Raw genomic sequence first — 16,880 nt, forward strand, 5'->3', positions numbered from 1 at the left:
ACTCCTCGCGCTCACCGCGGCGCCCTCCCTCAGATCGTCCCGGTGGTGGCCGGCGGCTGCGCCGAGGCGTCCGCGTCGCCGCCGTTCGTCGTGCCCTGGTCCAGCCACATCCGCTGCAACATGTGCCAGTCTTCCGGATGCCGGGCGATGCCCGCCGCCAGACTGTCGGCAATTCGCTGGGTCAGCACCCGGACCCGCTCGTCCAGTGGGCCGCTGTCCGGGTCGGGCAGCTCCAGCGGACCCTCGAGCGTGGCGCACGCGGCGTCCGGCTCGTACCACATCGAGGCCACGTAGAGCGGGGCGCCGGTCCGGATCGCCAGCAGGGCCGGGCCGGCCGGCATCCGGGTCCGGCCGCCGAAGAACTCCACCTCCACGCCGCGCGCGGAGAGGTCCCGGTCGGCCAGCAACGGCACCACCGCGCCCGTCCGCAGCCGGTCCAGCAGCACGTCGAACGCGGGCCGGTCACCGCCGTGGGTGGGCAGGATCTCCATGCCCAGCCCCTGCCGGAAGGCCAGGAAGCGCTCGTAGACGCCCTCCGGCTTGAGCCGCTCGGCGACGGTGGTGATCGGCCAGCCGGTGGCGGCCACCCAGGCACCGGCCGCGTCCCAGTTGCCCGCGTGCGGCAGCGCGACCACCGCGCCCCGGCCGGCCGCCACGTCGGCGGCGAGCTTCTCCTGGCCGTCGAGGCGGAACCCGGCCAGGATCTCCCGGCGGCTCAGCGCGGGCAGCCGGAAGGCCTCCATCCAGTACCGGGCGTACGACCGCAGGCCCTGCTTCACCAGGGCGTCCAGCTCCGCGTCGGACACCTGCGGGCCGACCACCCGGCGCAGGTTGGCGCGCAGTCGGGCCGTACTCCGGCCGCCCTTGCGGTGGGCGCGGTCGGCGCCCGCCCGGAAGGCGGCGGCGACCACGCGCCCGGGCAGCGCGCGGACCAGGCGCCAGCCGGCGACGAAGCCCGCCTCGGTGAGGTTCACTCCTGGCCGGCCTGCTGCGCCTGCCGGTACACGTGGGCCATGCGCTGCCCGACCGTGAAGATCGAGACGGCGGCGAGCAGCCAGAGCGCGATCGGCAGGGCGAGGTCGACGCCGAGGCCGGTGAGCAGGCCGCCCACTCCGACGATCAGCAGCCGCTCGGTGCGCTCCGCGACGCCCACGTTCGCGGTCATGCCCAGCCCCTCGGCGCGGGCCTTGACGTACGAGACCAGGCCGCCGGCGGCCAGGCAGAGCAGCGCGGCCGCCACGCCCGAGTAGTGGTGCTGGGTGGCCAGCCAGTACGCGACCGCGCCGAAGACGGCGCTGTCGGCGATCCGGTCCATGCTCGAGTCGAGGAAGGCACCGAACCTGGTCGAGCCGCCGCTCATCCGGGCCATCGTGCCGTCGAGCAGATCGGTGAGCGCGAAGACCGTGACGATCAGCGCGCCGATGACCAGGTGACCGCGCGCGCCGAAGCCGAGCGCGCCGACCAGCACACCGACGGTGCCGGTCACGGTGACCGCGTTGGGGGACACACCCGCGCGGAGCAGACCGCGCGCAACCGGCTCCACGATGCGGGTCATGCCCGCCCGGGCCGTCACTTGGAAGATCTTCGCCATGGCGGTCCCACGATAACTGCCGGCAGCGGCCAAGGACACAGCCGGTCGTACCGACCCGCGAGGCGCTCTTGTGTCGGCCCGGTTACGGGTGTGAGATCGAGCGTGGAGGGTGAGCCAGTTCACCGGATCACCCGTCCGAGTCCCGTCGTCCAGGAGAGAACCGGAAGATATCGCCGCGGGACCCGCCCAGGGCCGCTTCCCCGTCGCGCGCGGCGGTCGCCACCACCACCGGCTGAGGGAGGTGCGCCGCGATGGCGCAGAAAAATCAGGAGAAGGGTGTCACCGGCGGCGCGCCGGTGGTGACCGAACCCGGCAGGGTTCGCAACGTGGTGCTCGTCGGGCACTCCGGTGCGGGCAAGACCACCCTGGTCGAGTCCCTGCTCGCGGCCAGCGGCACGATCGGCCGGGCCGGCACCGTCACCGACGGCACCACGGTCTGCGACCACGATCCCGCCGCCGTACGCCAGCAGCGCTCGGTGAGTCTGGCGTGCGCTCCGCTGCTGCACCGCGACGTCAAGGTCAACCTCCTGGACACCCCCGGCTACGGCGACTTCGTCGGCGAGCTGCGCGCCGGCCTGCGCGCCGCCGACGCGGCGCTGTTCGTGGTCTCCGCCGTCGACGGGATGGACGCCGCCACCGCCGCCCTCTGGGAGGAGTGCGCCGCGGTGGACATGCCGCGCGCCGTGGCGGTGTCCCGGCTGGACCACCCGCGCGCCGATTTCGACGAGGCGGTCGCGCTCTGCCAGCGGGTCTTCGGCGACAACGTCCTACCGCTCTACCTGCCGATGCTCGGCGACGACGGGGTGTCGGTGGTCGGCCTGATGGGCCTGATCACCCGGCGGGTCTTCGACTACTCGACCGGGTTGCCGGCGACGGTGCGGCAGCCGGACCCGGAGCACCTGCCGGCCATCCAGGAGGCCCGCAACGAGCTGATCGAGGGGACCATCGCGGAGAGCGAGGACGAGACCCTGATGGACCGCTACCTCGGCGGCGAGGAGATCGACACCGAGGTGCTGATCACCGACCTGGAGAAGGCGGTGGCCCGCGGCCACTTCTACCCGGTGGTGCCGGTCTGCGCGGAGACCGGGGTGGGCTTGGACGTGCTGCTCGACGGCCTGGTGTCGGCGTTTCCGTCGCCGCTGGAGCACGAGCTGCCGGCGATCACCGGGGTGGACGGCTCCCCCCGGCCGCCGCTGGCCTGCGACCCGGACGGCCCGCTGGTCGCCGAGGTGGTCAAGACGACCGTCGACCGGCACGTCGGGCGGGTCTCCCTGGTCCGGGTCTTCTCCGGCACGCTCCGCCCCGACCAGGTGATCCACGTGTCCGGGCACGGCATGGCCGAGCGCGGCCACCCCGACCACGACGCCGACGAGCGGGTCGGCCACATCTACAGCCCGCTCGGCGCGACGCTGCGCGAGGTGCCGGCCTGCGTCGCGGGCGACCTCTGCGCGATCACCAAGTCGGGCAGCGCGGAGACCGGCGACACCATCTCCGCCAAGGAGGAGCCGCTGCTCATTGCCCCCTGGGAGATGCCGGAGCCGCTGCTGCCGGTGGCGATCGTGGCGAAGAGCCGAGCCGACGAGGACGCCCTCGCGCGCAACCTGGCCCGGCTGGTGGCCGGCGACCCGACGCTGCGGCTGGAGCGCAACCCGGAGACCCACCAGCTGGTGCTCTGGTGCATGGGCGAGGCGCACGCCGACGTGGTGCTCGACCGGCTGCGCGCCGGCGGCGTCGAGCTGGAGACCGAGCCGGTCCGGGTGGCGCTGCGGGAGACGTTCACCGCCGCCGCCAAGGGGCACGGCCGGCACGTCAAGCAGTCCGGTGGCCACGGCCAGTACGCGGTCTGCGACATCGAGGTGCAGCCGCTGCCGCGCGGCGCCGGCTTCGAGTTCGTCGACAAGGTGGTCGGCGGGGCGGTCCCGCACAACTACATCCCGTCGGTGGAGAAGGGCGTCCGGGCGCAGATGGAACGCGGCCTGGTCGCCGGCTGCCCGGTGATGGACCTGCGGGTGACCCTCTTCGACGGCAAGGCGCACAGCGTCGACTCCTCCGACGCGGCGTTCCAGACCGCGGGCGCCCTGGCCCTGCGGGACGCCGCCGAGAAGGGGCAGCCGACGCTGCTGGAGCCGGTTGACGAGGTGACCGTCCGGGTGCCCGACTCGTCGGTCGGCGCGGTGATGGGCGACCTCTCCGGCCGGCGTGGCCGGGTGCTCGGCACCGAGCCGGACCCGGAGGCCGAGGGGCGCACCCGGGTCCGCGCCGAGGTGCCCGCCACCGAGCTGCTCCGGTACGCGGTCGAGCTGCGCTCGATGACCGCCGGCACGGGCACCTTCCGACGAGAGTTCGCCCGCTACGAGCCGATGCCCGCCCACCTCGCCGACCAGGTCCGCAAGGAAGCCGCCACCCGCACCTGACCTCCCCCGCCCGTGCCTCCCGGACCGGCCGGTAGCGCCCTGATTCACGGGAAGCGTGGCCTCGGCGGCTCGGAAGGCCACTCGTTCCGTGAATCGGCGCGGATCTTGAGGGGGCGGGCCGGCGGCGACGCGTCAGGGGCGCGCGGCGGGGACCGGGGGCATCGGCCAGTGGGGGCGATCGGCGTCCCGCAGGGCGGCGCTGCGGAGCGCAGCCAGCTGGCGTTCCACCTCGGCGAAGTGGTCGGGGGCGAGCGGGCCCCGGCGCAGGGCGGCGGCGTTCTCCTCGACCTGAGCGACCGTGCGGGCCCCGGGGATCGGGACGGTACGGCCGCTGCGCGCCCAGATCCAGCCGAGCGCCCCCTGGGCCAGGGTCCGGCCGTCGGCGGTCAGCGCGCCTCGCACGGCGGCCACCCGGCGCAGCCACTCCGGGGCGGGCCGGCCGCTGCGGAACCACTCCAGCCAGTTCGGCGCGGTGCCCCGGACGTCGTCGCGGGGCAGCGTGGACTCCGGGGTGTACTTGCCGGTCAGCAGCCCCATCCCGAGCGGGCCCCGGGCGACGCTGGCCAGGTCGTGCTTGTCGCAGGCCGCCAGCATGGCCGGGGCGTCGCGGAGCACCGACAGGCCGTGCTGCACGGCGGCGGCACCCGGGGCGACCTGGGCGAAGGCGGCGGCCCGATCGGCCCGGTCGGTGCTCCAGCCGTACGCCCGGACGAGGCCGTCGGCGACCAGTTCCTCCAGGGTGCCGATCAGCGCCTCGGCACGCGGCACCGGCAGATCCCCGAGGTGGAGCTGGTAGAGGTCGATCCGGTCGGTGTCCAGCCGGCGCAGCGAGTCGACGACCGCCCGCCGCAGGTACGCGGGGGACGCGTCCTCCCCGGTGGCCTGCCGGGACCGCTCGTCGAAGGTGTAGCCCCACTTGGTGGCGATGACGGCCTCGTCGCGGCGGGCGGCGAGGGCCCGGCCGAGGATCCGCTCGCCGTGCCCCGCCCCGTACGTGTCGGCGGTGTCGAAGAGCGTCACCCCGAGGTCGAGCGCCCGGCGGACGGCCCGGACCGACTCCTCGTCGTCGACCGCGCCCCAGCCGAGCGGCCGGGTCCCCTCGGCCCACGGACCGCCGATCGCCCAGCACCCCATGCCGAGCGCGCTGACCTCGATGCCGCTGCGGCCCAACGTCCGCCTGCTGACTGCCACCGCCGCATCCTGCCACCTTCCGCGCGACTGTGGGCGCGACCGTCACCCGGGGTGCCGGGCGACCGCAGTGGACGGTCAGCGGGGCACGGCGTACGCCAGCATCAGCGGGGTCTCCTGCCCCGGCCAGCTGCCGGTCAGGCCGGCGCCGGACAGGGCATCAGTGGGCGTCGGGCGCCGCAGGACGACAAGTTCGACCGGGTCGGTCCGGATCAGGATCCGGTCGCCGTCGACCACCTCCCGGATCGCGCCGACGACCGGCGGCTCGACCCCGTCGGCGCGGCCGACCGTGACGGTCATGGTGGGCGGGCGGACCTCCCGCCGCCCGTCCACCTCGAAGTACTCCTCCGCCTGCCCGGCGCCGGCCAGGGCGGCCGCCAGGGCGGGCGGGTAGACCGGATCGCCGCAGGCGTCGTACACCCAGCGCGGGCCCAGCACGGAGTGCTCGGTGGTGCCGACCAGCCAGCGGTCGGCGCCGGCCAGCGGCGCACCTCGGTAGGTGAGCGGCACCTGCAGGACCGGCCCGTCCCCGACCCGGACGAGCATGGTCTCGATCCCTACCTCGCCGGCCGGGTCGTCGAAGCGGTACGTCCCCACCCGGGTGACGTCGGCGCCCGCCGTCCCGGCGAACCAGTCGCGGCCGGGCAGCCAGGTGGCGAGCAGGTCGAGCTTCGACGGGCGCAGTTCCGCGCGGTGCAGCAGAGCCATGCGCAAGATCGTACCGTCGAAGTGGGCGTCCGGGGTTTGCCGACCCGGGCGACGAGGCACTACCGCGGCCTGGAGGAACGATGGGCATGGCGGCGAAACAGATCCAACGGGCGACGGAGGTACGGCCGGCGCCCCGCTGGGTGGCACCCGTCTTCGCGGTGCTGGCGCTGCTCACCCTGCCCTGGATCGGCTACCTGGCGCTGACGCTGCCCCGGCACGCCGTCACCGTGCACTACCGGGCCGCCTGGGTGGGCTTCGACCTCGGGCTGGTGGCGATGCTGGGGTTGACCGCCGTGCAGGCGTACCGGGGGCACCGGCAGGTGGTGCTGGCGGCCAGCGCCACCGCGACCATGCTGGTGGTGGACGGCTGGTTCGACGTCATCACCACCCCGGCCGGGCCGGACCTGGTGCTGTCGGTGGTGCTGGCCGCGCTGGTCGAGCTGCCGCTGGCCGCGGTCTGCGTCTGGATCGCCCGGCACGGCGACCGGATGGTCGAGCGGCGGCTGCGCCAGCTCGCCGTCCGCGCCGAACTCGCCGCCGACCGGGCCGAGGCGGCCGAGCGGACCGCCACCAGCGCCCGCCGCCGGCTGTCCCGCGTCCGCAGCCGGCTGCATTGACGCCCGCGCCGACCCGTCGTGCCCGCCGAGGGAACCGCCGGGCGAGGTCAGGCCGGCCAGGCCTTGGCGAACAGGTCGCGGGTGTCGGCGAGCAACTGCGGCAGCACCTTCGTCCGCCCGATCACCGGCATGAAGTTGGCGTCCCCGCCCCAGCGCGGCACCACGTGCTGGTGCAGGTGGGCGGCGATGCCGGCGCCGGCCACGCCGCCCTGGTTCAGGCCCAGGTTGAAGCCGTGCGCGTTGGAGACCCGCCGGACCACCCGCATGGCGTCCTTGGTGAAGGCGGCCAACTCGGCGGTCTCGGGGGCGTCGAGGTCGGTGTAGTCGGCCACGTGCCGGTACGGGCAGACCAGCAGGTGCCCCGGGTTGTACGGGTAGAGGTTCAGCACCGCGAAGACGTGCTCGCCCCGGGCGACGATCAGGCTCTCGTCCGGCGGCAGGCCGGGGGCGCGGCAGAACGGGCAGCCGGTGGGCTTCTCGTAGCCGCCCTCGGGCCGGTCCTCGCCGGAGATGTAGGTCATCCGGTGCGGCGTCCAGAGCCGCTCCAGCCCGTCCGCCAGACCGTTGTCGGTGCCGTCCTCGAAGTGCCGATCCGCCCCAGTCACACCGCCGATCCTACGGTCACCGCAGCGGGCCCCGACCGTCCGCACCGGCCGGGCCAGGCACGCCGGGCGCACTCGGCGGAGCGGGCGTCCCGCCAGGATGTCCGGTCCGGACGGCGATACGCCGAACGGCGGCGCCCCGGGTCGGGACACCGCCGTTCACGACACTGCCGCGGACGGTCAGCCCTCCGCCGACGGCCCCGAGTTGGTCCGCGAGGTGACCACGTCGCGCACGTGCGCGACCGCCTCGGCGATCGGCACGCCGTTGCGCTGCGACCCGTCCCGGTAGCGGAAGGACACCGTGCCGGCCGCCACGTCGTCGTCGCCGGCGATCACCATGAACGGGATCTTCTGCTGCTGGGCGTTGCGGATCTTCTTCTGCATCCGGTCGTCGCCCATGTCGACCTCGGCCCGGATCCCCTGCTTGTGCAGCGTGGTGACGAAGTCCTGGAGGTAGTCGGTGTGGTCCTCGCGGATCGGGATGCCCACCACCTGCACGGGGGCGAGCCACGCCGGGAACGCGCCGGCGTAGTGCTCGGTGAGCACGCCGATGAACCGCTCGATCGACCCGAACTTGGCGCAGTGGATCATGACGGGCTGCTGCCGGGTGCCGTCGGCCGCCTGGTACTCCAGCCCGAAGCCCTTGGGCTGGTTGAAGTCGTACTGGATGGTCGACAGCTGCCAGGTGCGGCCGATCGCGTCCTTGGCCTGCACCGAGATCTTCGGGCCGTAGAAGGCCGCGCCGCCCGGATCCGGCACCAGGTCGAGCCCGGTCTCCCGGGCGCACTGCTCGAGCACCGCGGTCGCGGTCGCCCAGTCCTCGTCCGAGCCGACGAACTTGTCGAGCTTGGCCTCGTCCCGGGTCGACAGCTCCAGGTAGAAGTCGTCGATGCCGAAGTCCTTCAGCAGGCTGAGCACGAAGCCGAGCAGGTGCTTGATCTCGGCCGGCGCCTGCTCCCGGGTGCAGTACGAGTGCGAGTCGTCCTGGGTCAGGCCGCGGACCCGGGTCAGCCCGTGCACCACACCGGACTTCTCGTAGCGGTAGACCGAGCCGAACTCGAAGAGCCGCATCGGCAGCTCGCGGTAGGAGCGCCCGCGCGACCGGTAGATCAGGTTGTGCATCGGGCAGTTCATCGCCTTGAGGTAGTAGTCCGCGCCCTCGAGCTCCATGGGCGGGTACATCCCGTCGGCGTAGTACGGCAGGTGGCCGGAGGTGTGGAAGAGGCCTTCCTTCGAGATGTGCGGGGTCCCGACGTACTGGAAGCCCTCCTCGATGTGGCGGGCGCGGACGTAGTCCTCCATCACCCGCTTGATCACGCCGCCCTTGGGGTGGAAGACCACCAGGCCCGAGCCGATCTCGTCGGGGAAGCTGAACAGGTCGAGGTCCGCGCCGAGCTTGCGGTGGTCGCGCCGGGCGGCCTCCTCCAGCAGCTTCAGGTACGCCTTGAGCTCGTCCCGGGTCGGCCAGGCGGTGCCGTAGACCCGCTGCAGCTGCGGGTTCTTCTCCGAGCCCCGCCAGTACGCGGCGGCCGAGCGCATCAGCTTGAACGCGCCGATCAGCCGGGTGTTCGGCAGGTGCGGACCCCGGCACAGGTCCGACCAGCAGACCTTGTCCTCGTTCGCGGCCAGGTTGTCGTAGATGGTCAGCTCGCCGCCGCCCACCTCCATGACCTGGGAGGAATCCAGCCCCTCCCCCTTGACCTCGATCAGCTCCAGCTTGAACGGCTCGGCGGCCAGCTCGGACCGGGCCTCGTCGAGGCTGCCGAAGCGACGCCGGCGGAACCGCTGGCCGGACTTGATGATCTCCTGCATCCGCTTCTCGAGCTTCGTCAGGTCGTCCGGCTGGAACGGCTTGTCGACGGCGAAGTCGTAGTAGAAGCCATTCTCGATCGGCGGGCCGATGCCGAGCTTGGCCTCGGGGAAGACGTCCTGCACGGCCTGGGCGAGCACGTGCGCGGTCGAGTGGCGCAGCACGTTGAGCCCGTCCGGGGAGTCGAGGGCGACCGGCTCGACGCTGGTCTCCTCGGCCGGCTTCCAGTCCAGGTCGCGCAGCTGGCCCTGCGGGTCGCGGACCACCACGACGGCCTTCGGGCCGGTCATCGGCAGTCCGGCCGCGGCCACCGCGTCGGCCGCCGTCGTCCCGGCGGCGACGACGACGGGGTCGGCCACGACGGGGGTACGGGGTGCGGACACGATGACTCCTGTCGTCGATGGGTTCGAAAGGTGCCGGCTACCGGCGCCCTTGCGATGCTATCGGTCGCCCGTTCCGCACCGTCGGCGACGCGGCGCTGTCCCGACGGGTGGCCCCGGACGGGTTGGGCTGCCCGGTGAACCTTTCCGCTCCCCCGCCCGAACTACCAGGTGTGGTCGGAAGCCGAAAACCGGCCACGTCGAGACGGATGGGGACGATCATGAGGATGACCCGTCGGGGCCGACTGCGGGCGGCCGCGCTGCTGGCCGCGGTGGTGGCCGGGACGCTGGGCTGGCCGGGCGCGGCGAGCGCCGCCGAGGTGACCGTGACGACCTCCCCGGCCCTGGTGCACCAAGGCGACGCGATCGAACTGGCCGTCGTGCTGCCCGAGGAGCGGGCCGGCAGCCGGACCACCCGGATCGAGCTGCGGATGCCGGCGGACGCGCCGATCGGCGAGGTCTACCCGCTGTCCGTGCCCGACTGGGCGCCGACCATCACCACCCGCCGCCTCGACCAGCCGGTCGCCGGCATCCACGCTCCCGAACTGGACCAGGTGACCGAGGCGGTGACCTGGATCCGGATGCCCGGCACGAAGGGGCCGGCCCGGCTGTCGCTCGGCATGGGCCCGATGCCCGTCGCCGACCGCCTCACCTTCCAGGTCGTCCAGACGTACGCCGACGGCACCGTGGTCCGCTGGGCGGACCCACCGGGCGGGGCGCACCCGGCGCCGACCGTGGCCCTGCTGCCGCCCCTGCCCGGCTCGGGGTTTCACGCCGGGCACGGCGGGACCGTCGCCGAGGAACCGGCCGGGCCGGCGGATGCCGTGCCGGCGGCGGCTCCGGCCGACACCAGCGGCCCGAGCGCCGACCTGCTGCTCGGTGGCGGCCTGCTCGCCGGGCTGGCCGGCGGCGCGGCGCTCGGCTGGCTGCTCAGCCGCCGCCGCCCCGGCGCGCTGGCGCTCCCCGCGGACGCTCAGGCGGGGGTGGGAAGCCAGCTGGGGAGCGGCTCGCGGGCGGCGAGCCAGCCTTCCGGCACGCCGCCCGGCAGCCCCACCCCGGTGTACGCGGCGACCACCCCGCCGACGATCGCCGCGGTGGTGTCCACGTCCCCGCCCGCCTCGACGCAGACCCGGATCGCGGCCAGGTAGTCGTCGAGGTGGGTGGCGGCGACCCAGAGGGTGAACGGCACGGTGTCCTGCGCGGTGACCCGGGAGCCGTTGCCGAGCGCGGCGACGACCTCGCCGGCCGGGTGGCCGAGCAACGCGACCGCCCGGCGTACGCCCCGGTGCACCTCGCCCGCCGGGTCGAGGGCGGCGGCCACCGCGCCGAGCAGCCGGGCCGGAGCGGGCCGGTCGCCGTCGAGCCGGGCCCGGGCGGCGAGCGACGCGGCCACCGCCACCGCGACCGCCCCGGCGATCCCCTCCGGGTGGGCGTGGGTCACCTCCGCCGAGGCACGGGCCTGGTCGGCGGCGCGCCGGATCGAATCGGCGTACCAGGCGCCGAGCGGGGCGACCCGCATGGCCGCGCCGTTGCCGCAGGAGCCCTGCCCGTCGAACGCGGACGCGGCGGCCACCGGCCACGGCGTGCCAACGCGGATCAGCTCCAGGATCTCGACCGCACCCGCGCCGTAGCGACGGGCGGGATCGTAGCGGTCGGCGAAGGCGGTTGCCAGGGCGTCTCGATCGATCTCCCCGGAATGGGCCAGGACGGTCACGACCGAGCAAGCCATCTCGGTGTCGTCGCTCCACGCCCACGGGCCGGGAGGAAGGTCATCGCGCCAGGACGCCGCCGACCTGCCGGGGATGAAGAACTGGGCACCGAGGGCGTCGCCGACCGACAGGCCGGCGAGCGCGTCGCGGGCGAGCGTGAGGCGGGTGTCGGGGAAGAGAGTGAACGTCATCGTCGTCCCAGCTTGCCCGGTTCCCAGGAACGCCGCAACGCGATCAACTTGCCACCCCGGGTACCGTGCTGACGTGGCCACCGTGCTCCTGGTCGAAGACGATCACGTCGTACGCGGCGCGATGCTGCGGTCCCTCACCGACCGGGGGCACGCCGTGCACGCCGTCGGTACGGCGCTGGACGCGCTGCGCCGGGTGGCCGCCGAGACGCCCGACCTGGTCGTGCTCGACCTCGGCCTGCCCGACCTGGACGGCTCCGACGCGCTGCGGATGCTGCGCGGGATCACCGACGTACCGATCATCATCGCCACCGCGCGCGACGACGAGCAGTCGGTGGTCCGGCTGCTGCGGGCGGGCGCCGACGACTACATGGTGAAGCCGTTCACCGGCGCGCACCTGGACGCCCGGATCACCACCGTGCTGCGCCGGGCGGGCCGGGCCAGCCGGACCGTGCAGCCGGCGGTGCACACGGTGGGCGGCCTGCGGGTGGACGTCGGCGAGCGCAGCGCGGTGCTGGACGGGGAGCCGCTGGCGCTGACCCGCAAGGAATTCGACCTGCTGGCGTATCTCGCCGCACGTCCCGGCCGGGTAGTGTCCCGGCGGGAACTCTTGGAGGAGGTATGGCGGCAGCCATCGGTCGGCGAGGACCAGACAATCGACGTTCATCTGTACTGGCTGCGTCGCAAAATGGGCGAGTCCGCGGCGAAGCCGCGCTACCTGCGCACCGTGCGGGGGGTCGGCTTCCGACTGGTGGCGCCGGACTGAGGCCGGCGCTGGCCTGGCTCACGGCCGGCATGTGCAGCCTCCTCGCGCTCGCCTTCCTCATCCCACTCGGCGTCACCCTGCGCGAGCAGACGCGCGACGAGAAGCTGGCCGATGCGGCGCGGCGCAGCGCCCTGGTCACCGGCGCGCTCGCGGTCAGCACCGACCCGGCCGTGGTCCGGCGGGCGGTGGCGGCCAGCGGGGACGACCCGGCGCTGCGGCCCGTCGTACACGGCATCGGGGCCGACGAGTCCGGCGGCCGCGCCGACGCGGCGGCGCTGGAGCGGGCCGGCAGCGAACGGCGCTCCCTGGTCACGGAGGTGCCCGGCGGCGTGCTCCGGCTGGACCCGGTGGTGCTCGGCGACAAGGTCGCCGTGGTGGAGGTCTTCGTCCCCGACCGGGTGCTCGACGAGGGCGCCAGCGGACGGTGGCTGCTGCTGCTCACGGTGGCGGTGGCGCTGGTCGGGGCCGCGGTGATCGTGGTCGACCGGGTCGCCGCCCGGGCCGTGGACTCGACCGGCGAACTGGTCAAGGCGGCCACCGCGATCGGCGACGGCGACCTCGGCGTACGCGTCGAGCCGACCGGCCCGCGGGAGCTGGCCGAGGCCGGGCACGCCTTCAACCGGATGGCGGAGCGGCTGGTCGCGCTCCGCGCCGACGAACGGGAACTGGTGGCGGACCTCTCCCACCGGCTGCGCACCCCGCTGACCGCGCTGCGGCTGGACGCCGAGGCGCTGGAGTCCGACGACACCAGCATCGGCACGTTCAGCGCGGCGGAGCTGGACCGCCGGCGCGGCATCCGACGGATCCGCCAGGCCATCGTGACGCTGGAGGGCGAGGTCGACCAGCTGATCAAGACCACCCGCAAGGCGGTCAGTCAGGAGGCCGCTCCGGCGACGTGCGACGTCAGCGAGGTGGTCCGGGACCGGATGGTGTTCTGGTCGGCCCTCGCCGGCGACCAGAACCGCGCGCACCAGGTGATCGGCGCCCAGCTGCGGATCCCGGCGCCGGTGCCCCGGGCCGAGCTGGCCGCCGCACTCGACGCGGTGATCGGCAACGTCTTCCGCTACACCCCGCAGGGCACCGCGTTCGAGGTGGCGGTCAGCCGCCGGGACGGGTGGGTGGCGATCCGGATCGACGACGCCGGCCCGGGCATCAGCAACCCGGATCGGGCGCTGCGCCGGGGGGCCAGCGACCAGGGCTCCACCGGGCTGGGTCTGGACATCGCCAAACGGGTCGCGTTGCAGGCCAACGGATCGGTCAGCATCGACCGGGCGCGCCTGGGCGGGGCGAGCGTGGTGATGCTGCTGGCCGATCCGGAGGCGACGCCCCGACAGGTCAACCGGTTCGGGCTGGTCGGCCGGATGGCGCGGGACGCCCGGGAGCCGAAGGCCGGCGGCCGCCGCTGGCCCCGCGCGCGGTGACCCGTCGCGCGGCGCTGACTGTGGGCCGGCACAAGTCTTCCTTAGATAAGGGTTAACGACGGCCGTCCCGCCATACCCGACTGACAGGATCAGGACCGAACCCATCAGTTCCGTCGACCGGGAAGCCCCGTAACACCCCCGGACGACGGAGCCGTGCGCGCGGCGGGAGTTCGGTCCCCCCACACCTCACTCCCGTCGCGCGCCACTCCCCCGTCGAACGGCCACGCTGCGGTCAGCGCGTCGCGGCCGCCACGAAGGCGTCGATCTCACTGCTGATCCGGGCCTTCTCCGCCGGCTCCAGGAACGACGCGGTGACCGCGTTGCGGGCCAGCCCGGCCAGGCCCTCCGGGCCGACGTCGAGCAGCCGGGCCGCGACCGCGTACTCGTCGTTCAGCGTGGTGCCGAACATCGGCGGGTCGTCGGAGTTGACGGTGACCAGCAGCCCGGCCTCGACGAGCTGCCGCAGCGGATGCTCCTCGATGGTCGCCACGGCGCGGGTACGGACGTTGGAGGTGGGGCAGACCTCCAGCGCGATCTGCCGCTCGGCCAGGTAGCTGAGCAGCTCCGGGTCGAGCGCGGCGGAGATCCCGTGGCCGATCCGTTCCGCGCCCAACTCGCGCAGCGCGTCCCAGATCGTCTCCGGGCCGGTGGTCTCCCCGGCGTGCGGCACCGAGCGCAGCCCGGCCGCCCGGGCCTGGTCGAAGTACGGCTTGAACTGCGGCCGCGGCACCCCGACCTCGGGGCCGCCCAGCCCGAAGCTGATCAGCCCGTCCGGCCGCTCCTCCAGCGCGATCCGCAGCGTCTCCTCGGCGGCCGGCAGCCCCGCCTCACCCGGGATGTCGAAGCACCAGCGCAGCGCGATGCCGAAGTCCGCCTCGGCCCGCTTGCGGGCGTCCTCGATCGCCTCGCAGAACGCCGGCGCGGGGATGCCCCGGCGCACGTGCGAGTACGGCGTGACGGTCAGCTCGGCGTACCGGACCTGCTGCCGGGCCAGCTCCCGGGCCACTTCGTGGGTGAGGATCCAGACATCCTCGGGGTCGCGGATCAGGTCCACGACGCTGAGGTAGACCTCGATGAAGTGGGCGAAGTCGCGGAACGCGAAGTAGTCGGCGAGCGCCTCCGGATCGGCCGGGACCGGGCTGCGCCCCTCGTGCCGGGCGGCCAGCTCGGCGACGATCCGGGGCGAGGCGGAGCCGACGTGGTGCACGTGCAGCTCCACCTTGGGCAGTCCGGCGATGAAGGTGGGCAGGTCGGTCACAAGTTCTCCTCTGCGCGGGCGCCGCTACGGGCCACCACGAAGATCCGGCGGAACGGGAAGTACACCTGACCCTGCCGCACCGGGTACGCCTCGGCGAGTCGTACCCCCAGCTCGGCGCGGAAGTCGGCCCAGCCGGCGGCGTCGAGCGCGGCCCGGACCGGGCGCAGCGCCGTCCCCTCCATCCAGGTCAGCACCGGGTGGTCCGCGTCGGCGGCGGCCGGGAACAGGTGCACGTAGGTAGTCTCCCAGGCGTCCACCGCGCAGCCGGCACCGACCAGCCGCGCGGCGTAGTCGACCGGGTCGTCGACGGGCGCCTCGCGCAGCAGCGGGGCGAGCGTGTCCCGCCACCGATTCCGCCCGGCCACCTCGCGCAGCGCCCGGTGCGACGGGGCGGCGAAGTTGCCCGGGACCTGGAACGCCAGCCACGCCCCCCGCGGCAGCTCGGCGGCCCAGCGGGTGAGCAGGTCCTGGTGGCCGGGCACCCACTGGAGCACCGCGTTGCAGACCACCACGTCGACGTCCGGCTCCGGGCGCCAGGACCGCACGTCGCCGACGGCGAAGGTGGCCGGGGTGTCCAGGCCGGCCGCCCGGCCGATCATCTCCGGGGAGGAGTCGATCCCGCCCACCCGGGCTCCCGGCCACCGTCCGGCGAGCGTGGCGGTGAGGGTGCCGGGGCCGCAGCCGAGGTCGACCACGGCGCGGGGCTGCTCGGCCGGGACCCGGGCGACCAGGTCGTGGAAGGGCCGGGAGCGCTCGTCGCCGTAGCGCAGGTAGGTGGTCGGGTCCCACATGGCAGCCTCCAAACCGTACGTACGTCTTGTTAAACCGTACGGCCCGACGAGCGATCGGGCAAGCCGGTCACTAGGCTCGGTCGCGTGGAACAGCGCAGCTTCGACCGGCTCGGCCGGCACGTCGGCAGCGTCGGACTCGGCGCCTGGCAGCTGGGCGCCGACTGGGGTGAGGTCGGCGAGAGCGAGGCCCTCGACGTCCTGGCCGCCGCCGTGGACGCCGGCGTCACCTTCCTCGACACCGCCGACGTGTACGGCGACGGCCGCAGCGAGCAGCTCATCGGTCGGTTTCTCCGCGAGCACCCCGGGCACGGGCTGACCGTCGCCACCAAGATGGGCCGGCGGGTGCCGCAGACGCCCGAGGCGTACACGCTGGACAACTTCCGCGCCTGGACCGACCGCTCCCGGGCCAACCTCGGCGTGGACACCCTCGACCTGGTACAGCTGCACTGCCCGCCCAGCGCGGTCGTCGCCGACGACCGGGTCTTCGACGCCCTGGACACCCTGGTCGCCGACAAGCGCGTCGCCGGGTACGGAGTCAGCGTGGAGACCTGCGACCAGGCGCTCACCGCCATCGCCCGCCCTGGCGTGGCCAGCGTGCAGATCATCCTCAACGCGGTCCGGCACAAGCCCCTCGAGCGGGTGCTGCCCGCCGCCTCGGCGGCCCGGGTCGGCATCATCGCCCGGGTGCCCCTGGCCAGCCTGCTCTCCGGCCGCTACGACGAGCACACCACCTTCCCGGCCGACGACCACCGGAACTTCAACCGGCACGGCGAGTCCTTCGACGTCGGCGAGACCTTCTCCGGCGTCGACTACGACCTCGGCCTGGCCGCCGTGCGCCGGCTCGCGCCGCTGGTCGGCGACGACGCACCATGGCCCAGTTCGCGCTCCGCTGGATCCTCGACCAGCCCGGCGTCACCGTGGTCATCCCCGGCGCCCGCAACGCCGGGCAGGCCCGGCGCAACGCCGCCGCGGCCGAACTGCCGCCGCTGAACGAGGTGGAGCTGGCCGCCGTGCGCGCCACCTACGACGAGCTGATCCGGCCGCAGGTGCACGACCGGTGGTGACCCCGGCCCACCGACCCGTCGGCGCGGCGTCGCCGGGGGCCGGTGCCGGCGGGCATGCTGGAGTCGGACGGGCGTCGTCGGAGGGGGAACGATGAGGGGCTGGTTCCGGCTCACCGTGGGGCTGCTGGCCATCGTGCTCGGCGCGCTCTGGACCGTGCAGGGGCTGGGCTACGTGAGCGGCAGTGTGCTGACCGACCGGCGAGAGTGGGCCGTGGTCGGGCCGGTCGTCGTCCTGATCGGACTCGTCACGCTGTGGTACGGCATGCGGGCCCGACGCCGGCGCGGCTGAGTGCGAGAGATGGCCCACGAATGGGAAAGCCCCGCATCCCTGAGCGGGACGCGGGGCTTCATGCCGACCGGCGTGGCCGGTTCG

The 16,880-nt window shown here is 74.2% G+C and carries 14 protein-coding genes and 2 pseudogenes; 7 read left to right on the top strand and 9 right to left on the bottom strand.

The genetic code is table 11. The features are described 5' to 3' along the window. Positions 1–29: 29 nt before the first annotated feature. A complete protein-coding gene (locus tag ACFYOS_RS26425) occupies positions 30–974 on the bottom strand; it encodes a phosphatidylinositol mannoside acyltransferase (protein ID WP_387147018.1) in 945 nt (314 codons plus the stop codon). Further along, positions 971–1,591 carry a phosphatidylinositol phosphate synthase gene (gene pgsA, locus ACFYOS_RS26430; protein ID WP_387147021.1) on the bottom strand — a complete coding sequence of 207 codons (621 nt, stop codon included), beginning with the start codon at positions 1,589–1,591 and terminating at the stop codon, positions 971–973. The genes ACFYOS_RS26425 and pgsA overlap by 4 nt, the downstream gene beginning before the upstream one ends. Positions 1,592–1,842: 251 nt before the next feature. Between pgsA and ACFYOS_RS26435 the strand changes: the two genes are divergently transcribed. Further along, positions 1,843–4,005: an elongation factor G-like protein EF-G2 gene (locus ACFYOS_RS26435; RefSeq protein WP_387147024.1), complete on the top strand. Its 2,163-nt coding sequence runs from the start codon at positions 1,843–1,845 to the stop codon at positions 4,003–4,005. 132 nt (positions 4,006–4,137) lie between these two features. Here the strand turns inward: ACFYOS_RS26435 and ACFYOS_RS26440 are convergent, their stop codons facing one another. Both ACFYOS_RS26440 and ACFYOS_RS26445 read right to left on the bottom strand, forming a co-directional pair. Then, positions 4,138–5,196 carry an aldo/keto reductase gene (locus ACFYOS_RS26440; RefSeq protein ID WP_387147027.1) on the bottom strand — a complete coding sequence of 353 codons (1,059 nt, stop codon included), beginning with the start codon at positions 5,194–5,196 and terminating at the stop codon, positions 4,138–4,140. Between the two features lie 75 nt (positions 5,197–5,271). After that, positions 5,272–5,901 (bottom strand): hypothetical protein, encoded by a 630-nt coding sequence (locus tag ACFYOS_RS26445; RefSeq protein ID WP_387147030.1) that lies wholly within the window; start codon positions 5,899–5,901, stop codon positions 5,272–5,274. Between the two features lie 86 nt (positions 5,902–5,987). Between ACFYOS_RS26445 and ACFYOS_RS26450 the strand changes: the two genes are divergently transcribed. After that, the gene (locus ACFYOS_RS26450) at positions 5,988–6,518 is read left to right on the top strand and encodes a hypothetical protein (protein ID WP_387147033.1); all 531 of its coding nucleotides are present in this window, start codon (positions 5,988–5,990) and stop codon (positions 6,516–6,518) included. A 47-nt stretch (positions 6,519–6,565) separates the two neighbouring features. On the opposite strand, the gene ACFYOS_RS26455 is transcribed toward ACFYOS_RS26450, so the two are convergent. Then, positions 6,566–7,123, bottom strand: a complete 558-nt coding sequence (locus ACFYOS_RS26455) for an HIT family protein (protein ID WP_387147035.1) — start codon at positions 7,121–7,123, stop codon at positions 6,566–6,568. Between the two features lie 177 nt (positions 7,124–7,300). Beyond that, positions 7,301–9,313: a threonine--tRNA ligase gene (gene thrS, locus ACFYOS_RS26460; protein WP_387147037.1), complete on the bottom strand. Its 2,013-nt coding sequence runs from the start codon at positions 9,311–9,313 to the stop codon at positions 7,301–7,303. Between the two features lie 224 nt (positions 9,314–9,537). Here thrS and ACFYOS_RS26465 point away from each other — a divergent pair. After that, positions 9,538–10,041: pseudogene (locus ACFYOS_RS26465) on the top strand (DUF1775 domain-containing protein); the annotation flags it as partial. Between the two features lie 242 nt (positions 10,042–10,283). Here the strand turns inward: ACFYOS_RS26465 and ACFYOS_RS26470 are convergent. Beyond that, positions 10,284–11,210 (bottom strand): ADP-ribosylglycohydrolase family protein, encoded by a 927-nt coding sequence (locus ACFYOS_RS26470; RefSeq protein WP_387147040.1) that lies wholly within the window; start codon positions 11,208–11,210, stop codon positions 10,284–10,286. A 73-nt stretch (positions 11,211–11,283) separates the two neighbouring features. On the opposite strand from ACFYOS_RS26470, the gene ACFYOS_RS26475 reads away from it, so the two are divergent. Both ACFYOS_RS26475 and ACFYOS_RS26480 read left to right on the top strand, forming a co-directional pair. Then, complete coding sequence (locus tag ACFYOS_RS26475) at positions 11,284–11,973, top strand: response regulator transcription factor (protein WP_089155714.1); 690 nt, start codon at positions 11,284–11,286, stop codon at positions 11,971–11,973. 29 nt (positions 11,974–12,002) lie between these two features. Next, on the top strand, positions 12,003–13,394 hold the full coding sequence (locus ACFYOS_RS26480) for an ATP-binding protein (protein ID WP_387147042.1): 1,392 nt from the start codon (positions 12,003–12,005) through the stop codon (positions 13,392–13,394). 232 nt (positions 13,395–13,626) lie between these two features. Here ACFYOS_RS26480 and ACFYOS_RS26485 read toward each other — a convergent pair whose 3' ends face one another. After that, positions 13,627–14,652, bottom strand: coding sequence for an adenosine deaminase (locus tag ACFYOS_RS26485; protein WP_387147044.1), 1,026 nt, complete (start codon positions 14,650–14,652; stop codon positions 13,627–13,629). Then, a complete protein-coding gene (locus ACFYOS_RS26490) occupies positions 14,649–15,443 on the bottom strand; it encodes a trans-aconitate 2-methyltransferase (RefSeq protein ID WP_387147047.1) in 795 nt (264 codons plus the stop codon). Before ACFYOS_RS26490 ends, ACFYOS_RS26485 begins: the two co-directional genes overlap by 4 nt. 84 nt (positions 15,444–15,527) lie before the next feature. Between ACFYOS_RS26490 and ACFYOS_RS26495 the strand changes: the two are divergent. Together ACFYOS_RS26495 and ACFYOS_RS26500 are read left to right on the top strand one after the other, a co-directional pair. Further along, positions 15,528–16,507, top strand: a pseudogene (locus ACFYOS_RS26495) (aldo/keto reductase). 91 nt (positions 16,508–16,598) lie between these two features. After that, entirely contained in the window at positions 16,599–16,796 is a 198-nt protein-coding gene (locus tag ACFYOS_RS26500) for a hypothetical protein (RefSeq protein WP_387147050.1), read from the top strand. The last annotated feature ends 84 nt before the right edge of the window (positions 16,797–16,880 follow it).

It is taken from the genome of Micromonospora sp. NPDC005806 (assembly GCF_042871425.1).
Classification (GTDB): domain Bacteria; phylum Actinomycetota; class Actinomycetes; order Mycobacteriales; family Micromonosporaceae; genus Micromonospora.

Coding starts and splice junctions, on each gene's coding strand:
- pgsA (WP_387147021.1), bottom strand. CDS start 1,591: ATGGCGAAGATCTTCCAAGTGACGGCCCGGGCGGGCATGACCCGCATC.
- ACFYOS_RS26435 (WP_387147024.1), top strand. CDS start 1,843: ATGGCGCAGAAAAATCAGGAGAAGGGTGTCACCGGCGGCGCGCCGGTG.
- ACFYOS_RS26445 (WP_387147030.1), bottom strand. CDS start 5,901: ATGGCTCTGCTGCACCGCGCGGAACTGCGCCCGTCGAAGCTCGACCTG.
- ACFYOS_RS26450 (WP_387147033.1), top strand. CDS start 5,988: ATGGCGGCGAAACAGATCCAACGGGCGACGGAGGTACGGCCGGCGCCC.
- ACFYOS_RS26470 (WP_387147040.1), bottom strand. CDS start 11,210: ATGACGTTCACTCTCTTCCCCGACACCCGCCTCACGCTCGCCCGCGAC.
- ACFYOS_RS26480 (WP_387147042.1), top strand. CDS start 12,003: ATGTGCAGCCTCCTCGCGCTCGCCTTCCTCATCCCACTCGGCGTCACC.
- ACFYOS_RS26490 (WP_387147047.1), bottom strand. CDS start 15,443: ATGTGGGACCCGACCACCTACCTGCGCTACGGCGACGAGCGCTCCCGG.
- ACFYOS_RS26500 (WP_387147050.1), top strand. CDS start 16,599: ATGAGGGGCTGGTTCCGGCTCACCGTGGGGCTGCTGGCCATCGTGCTC.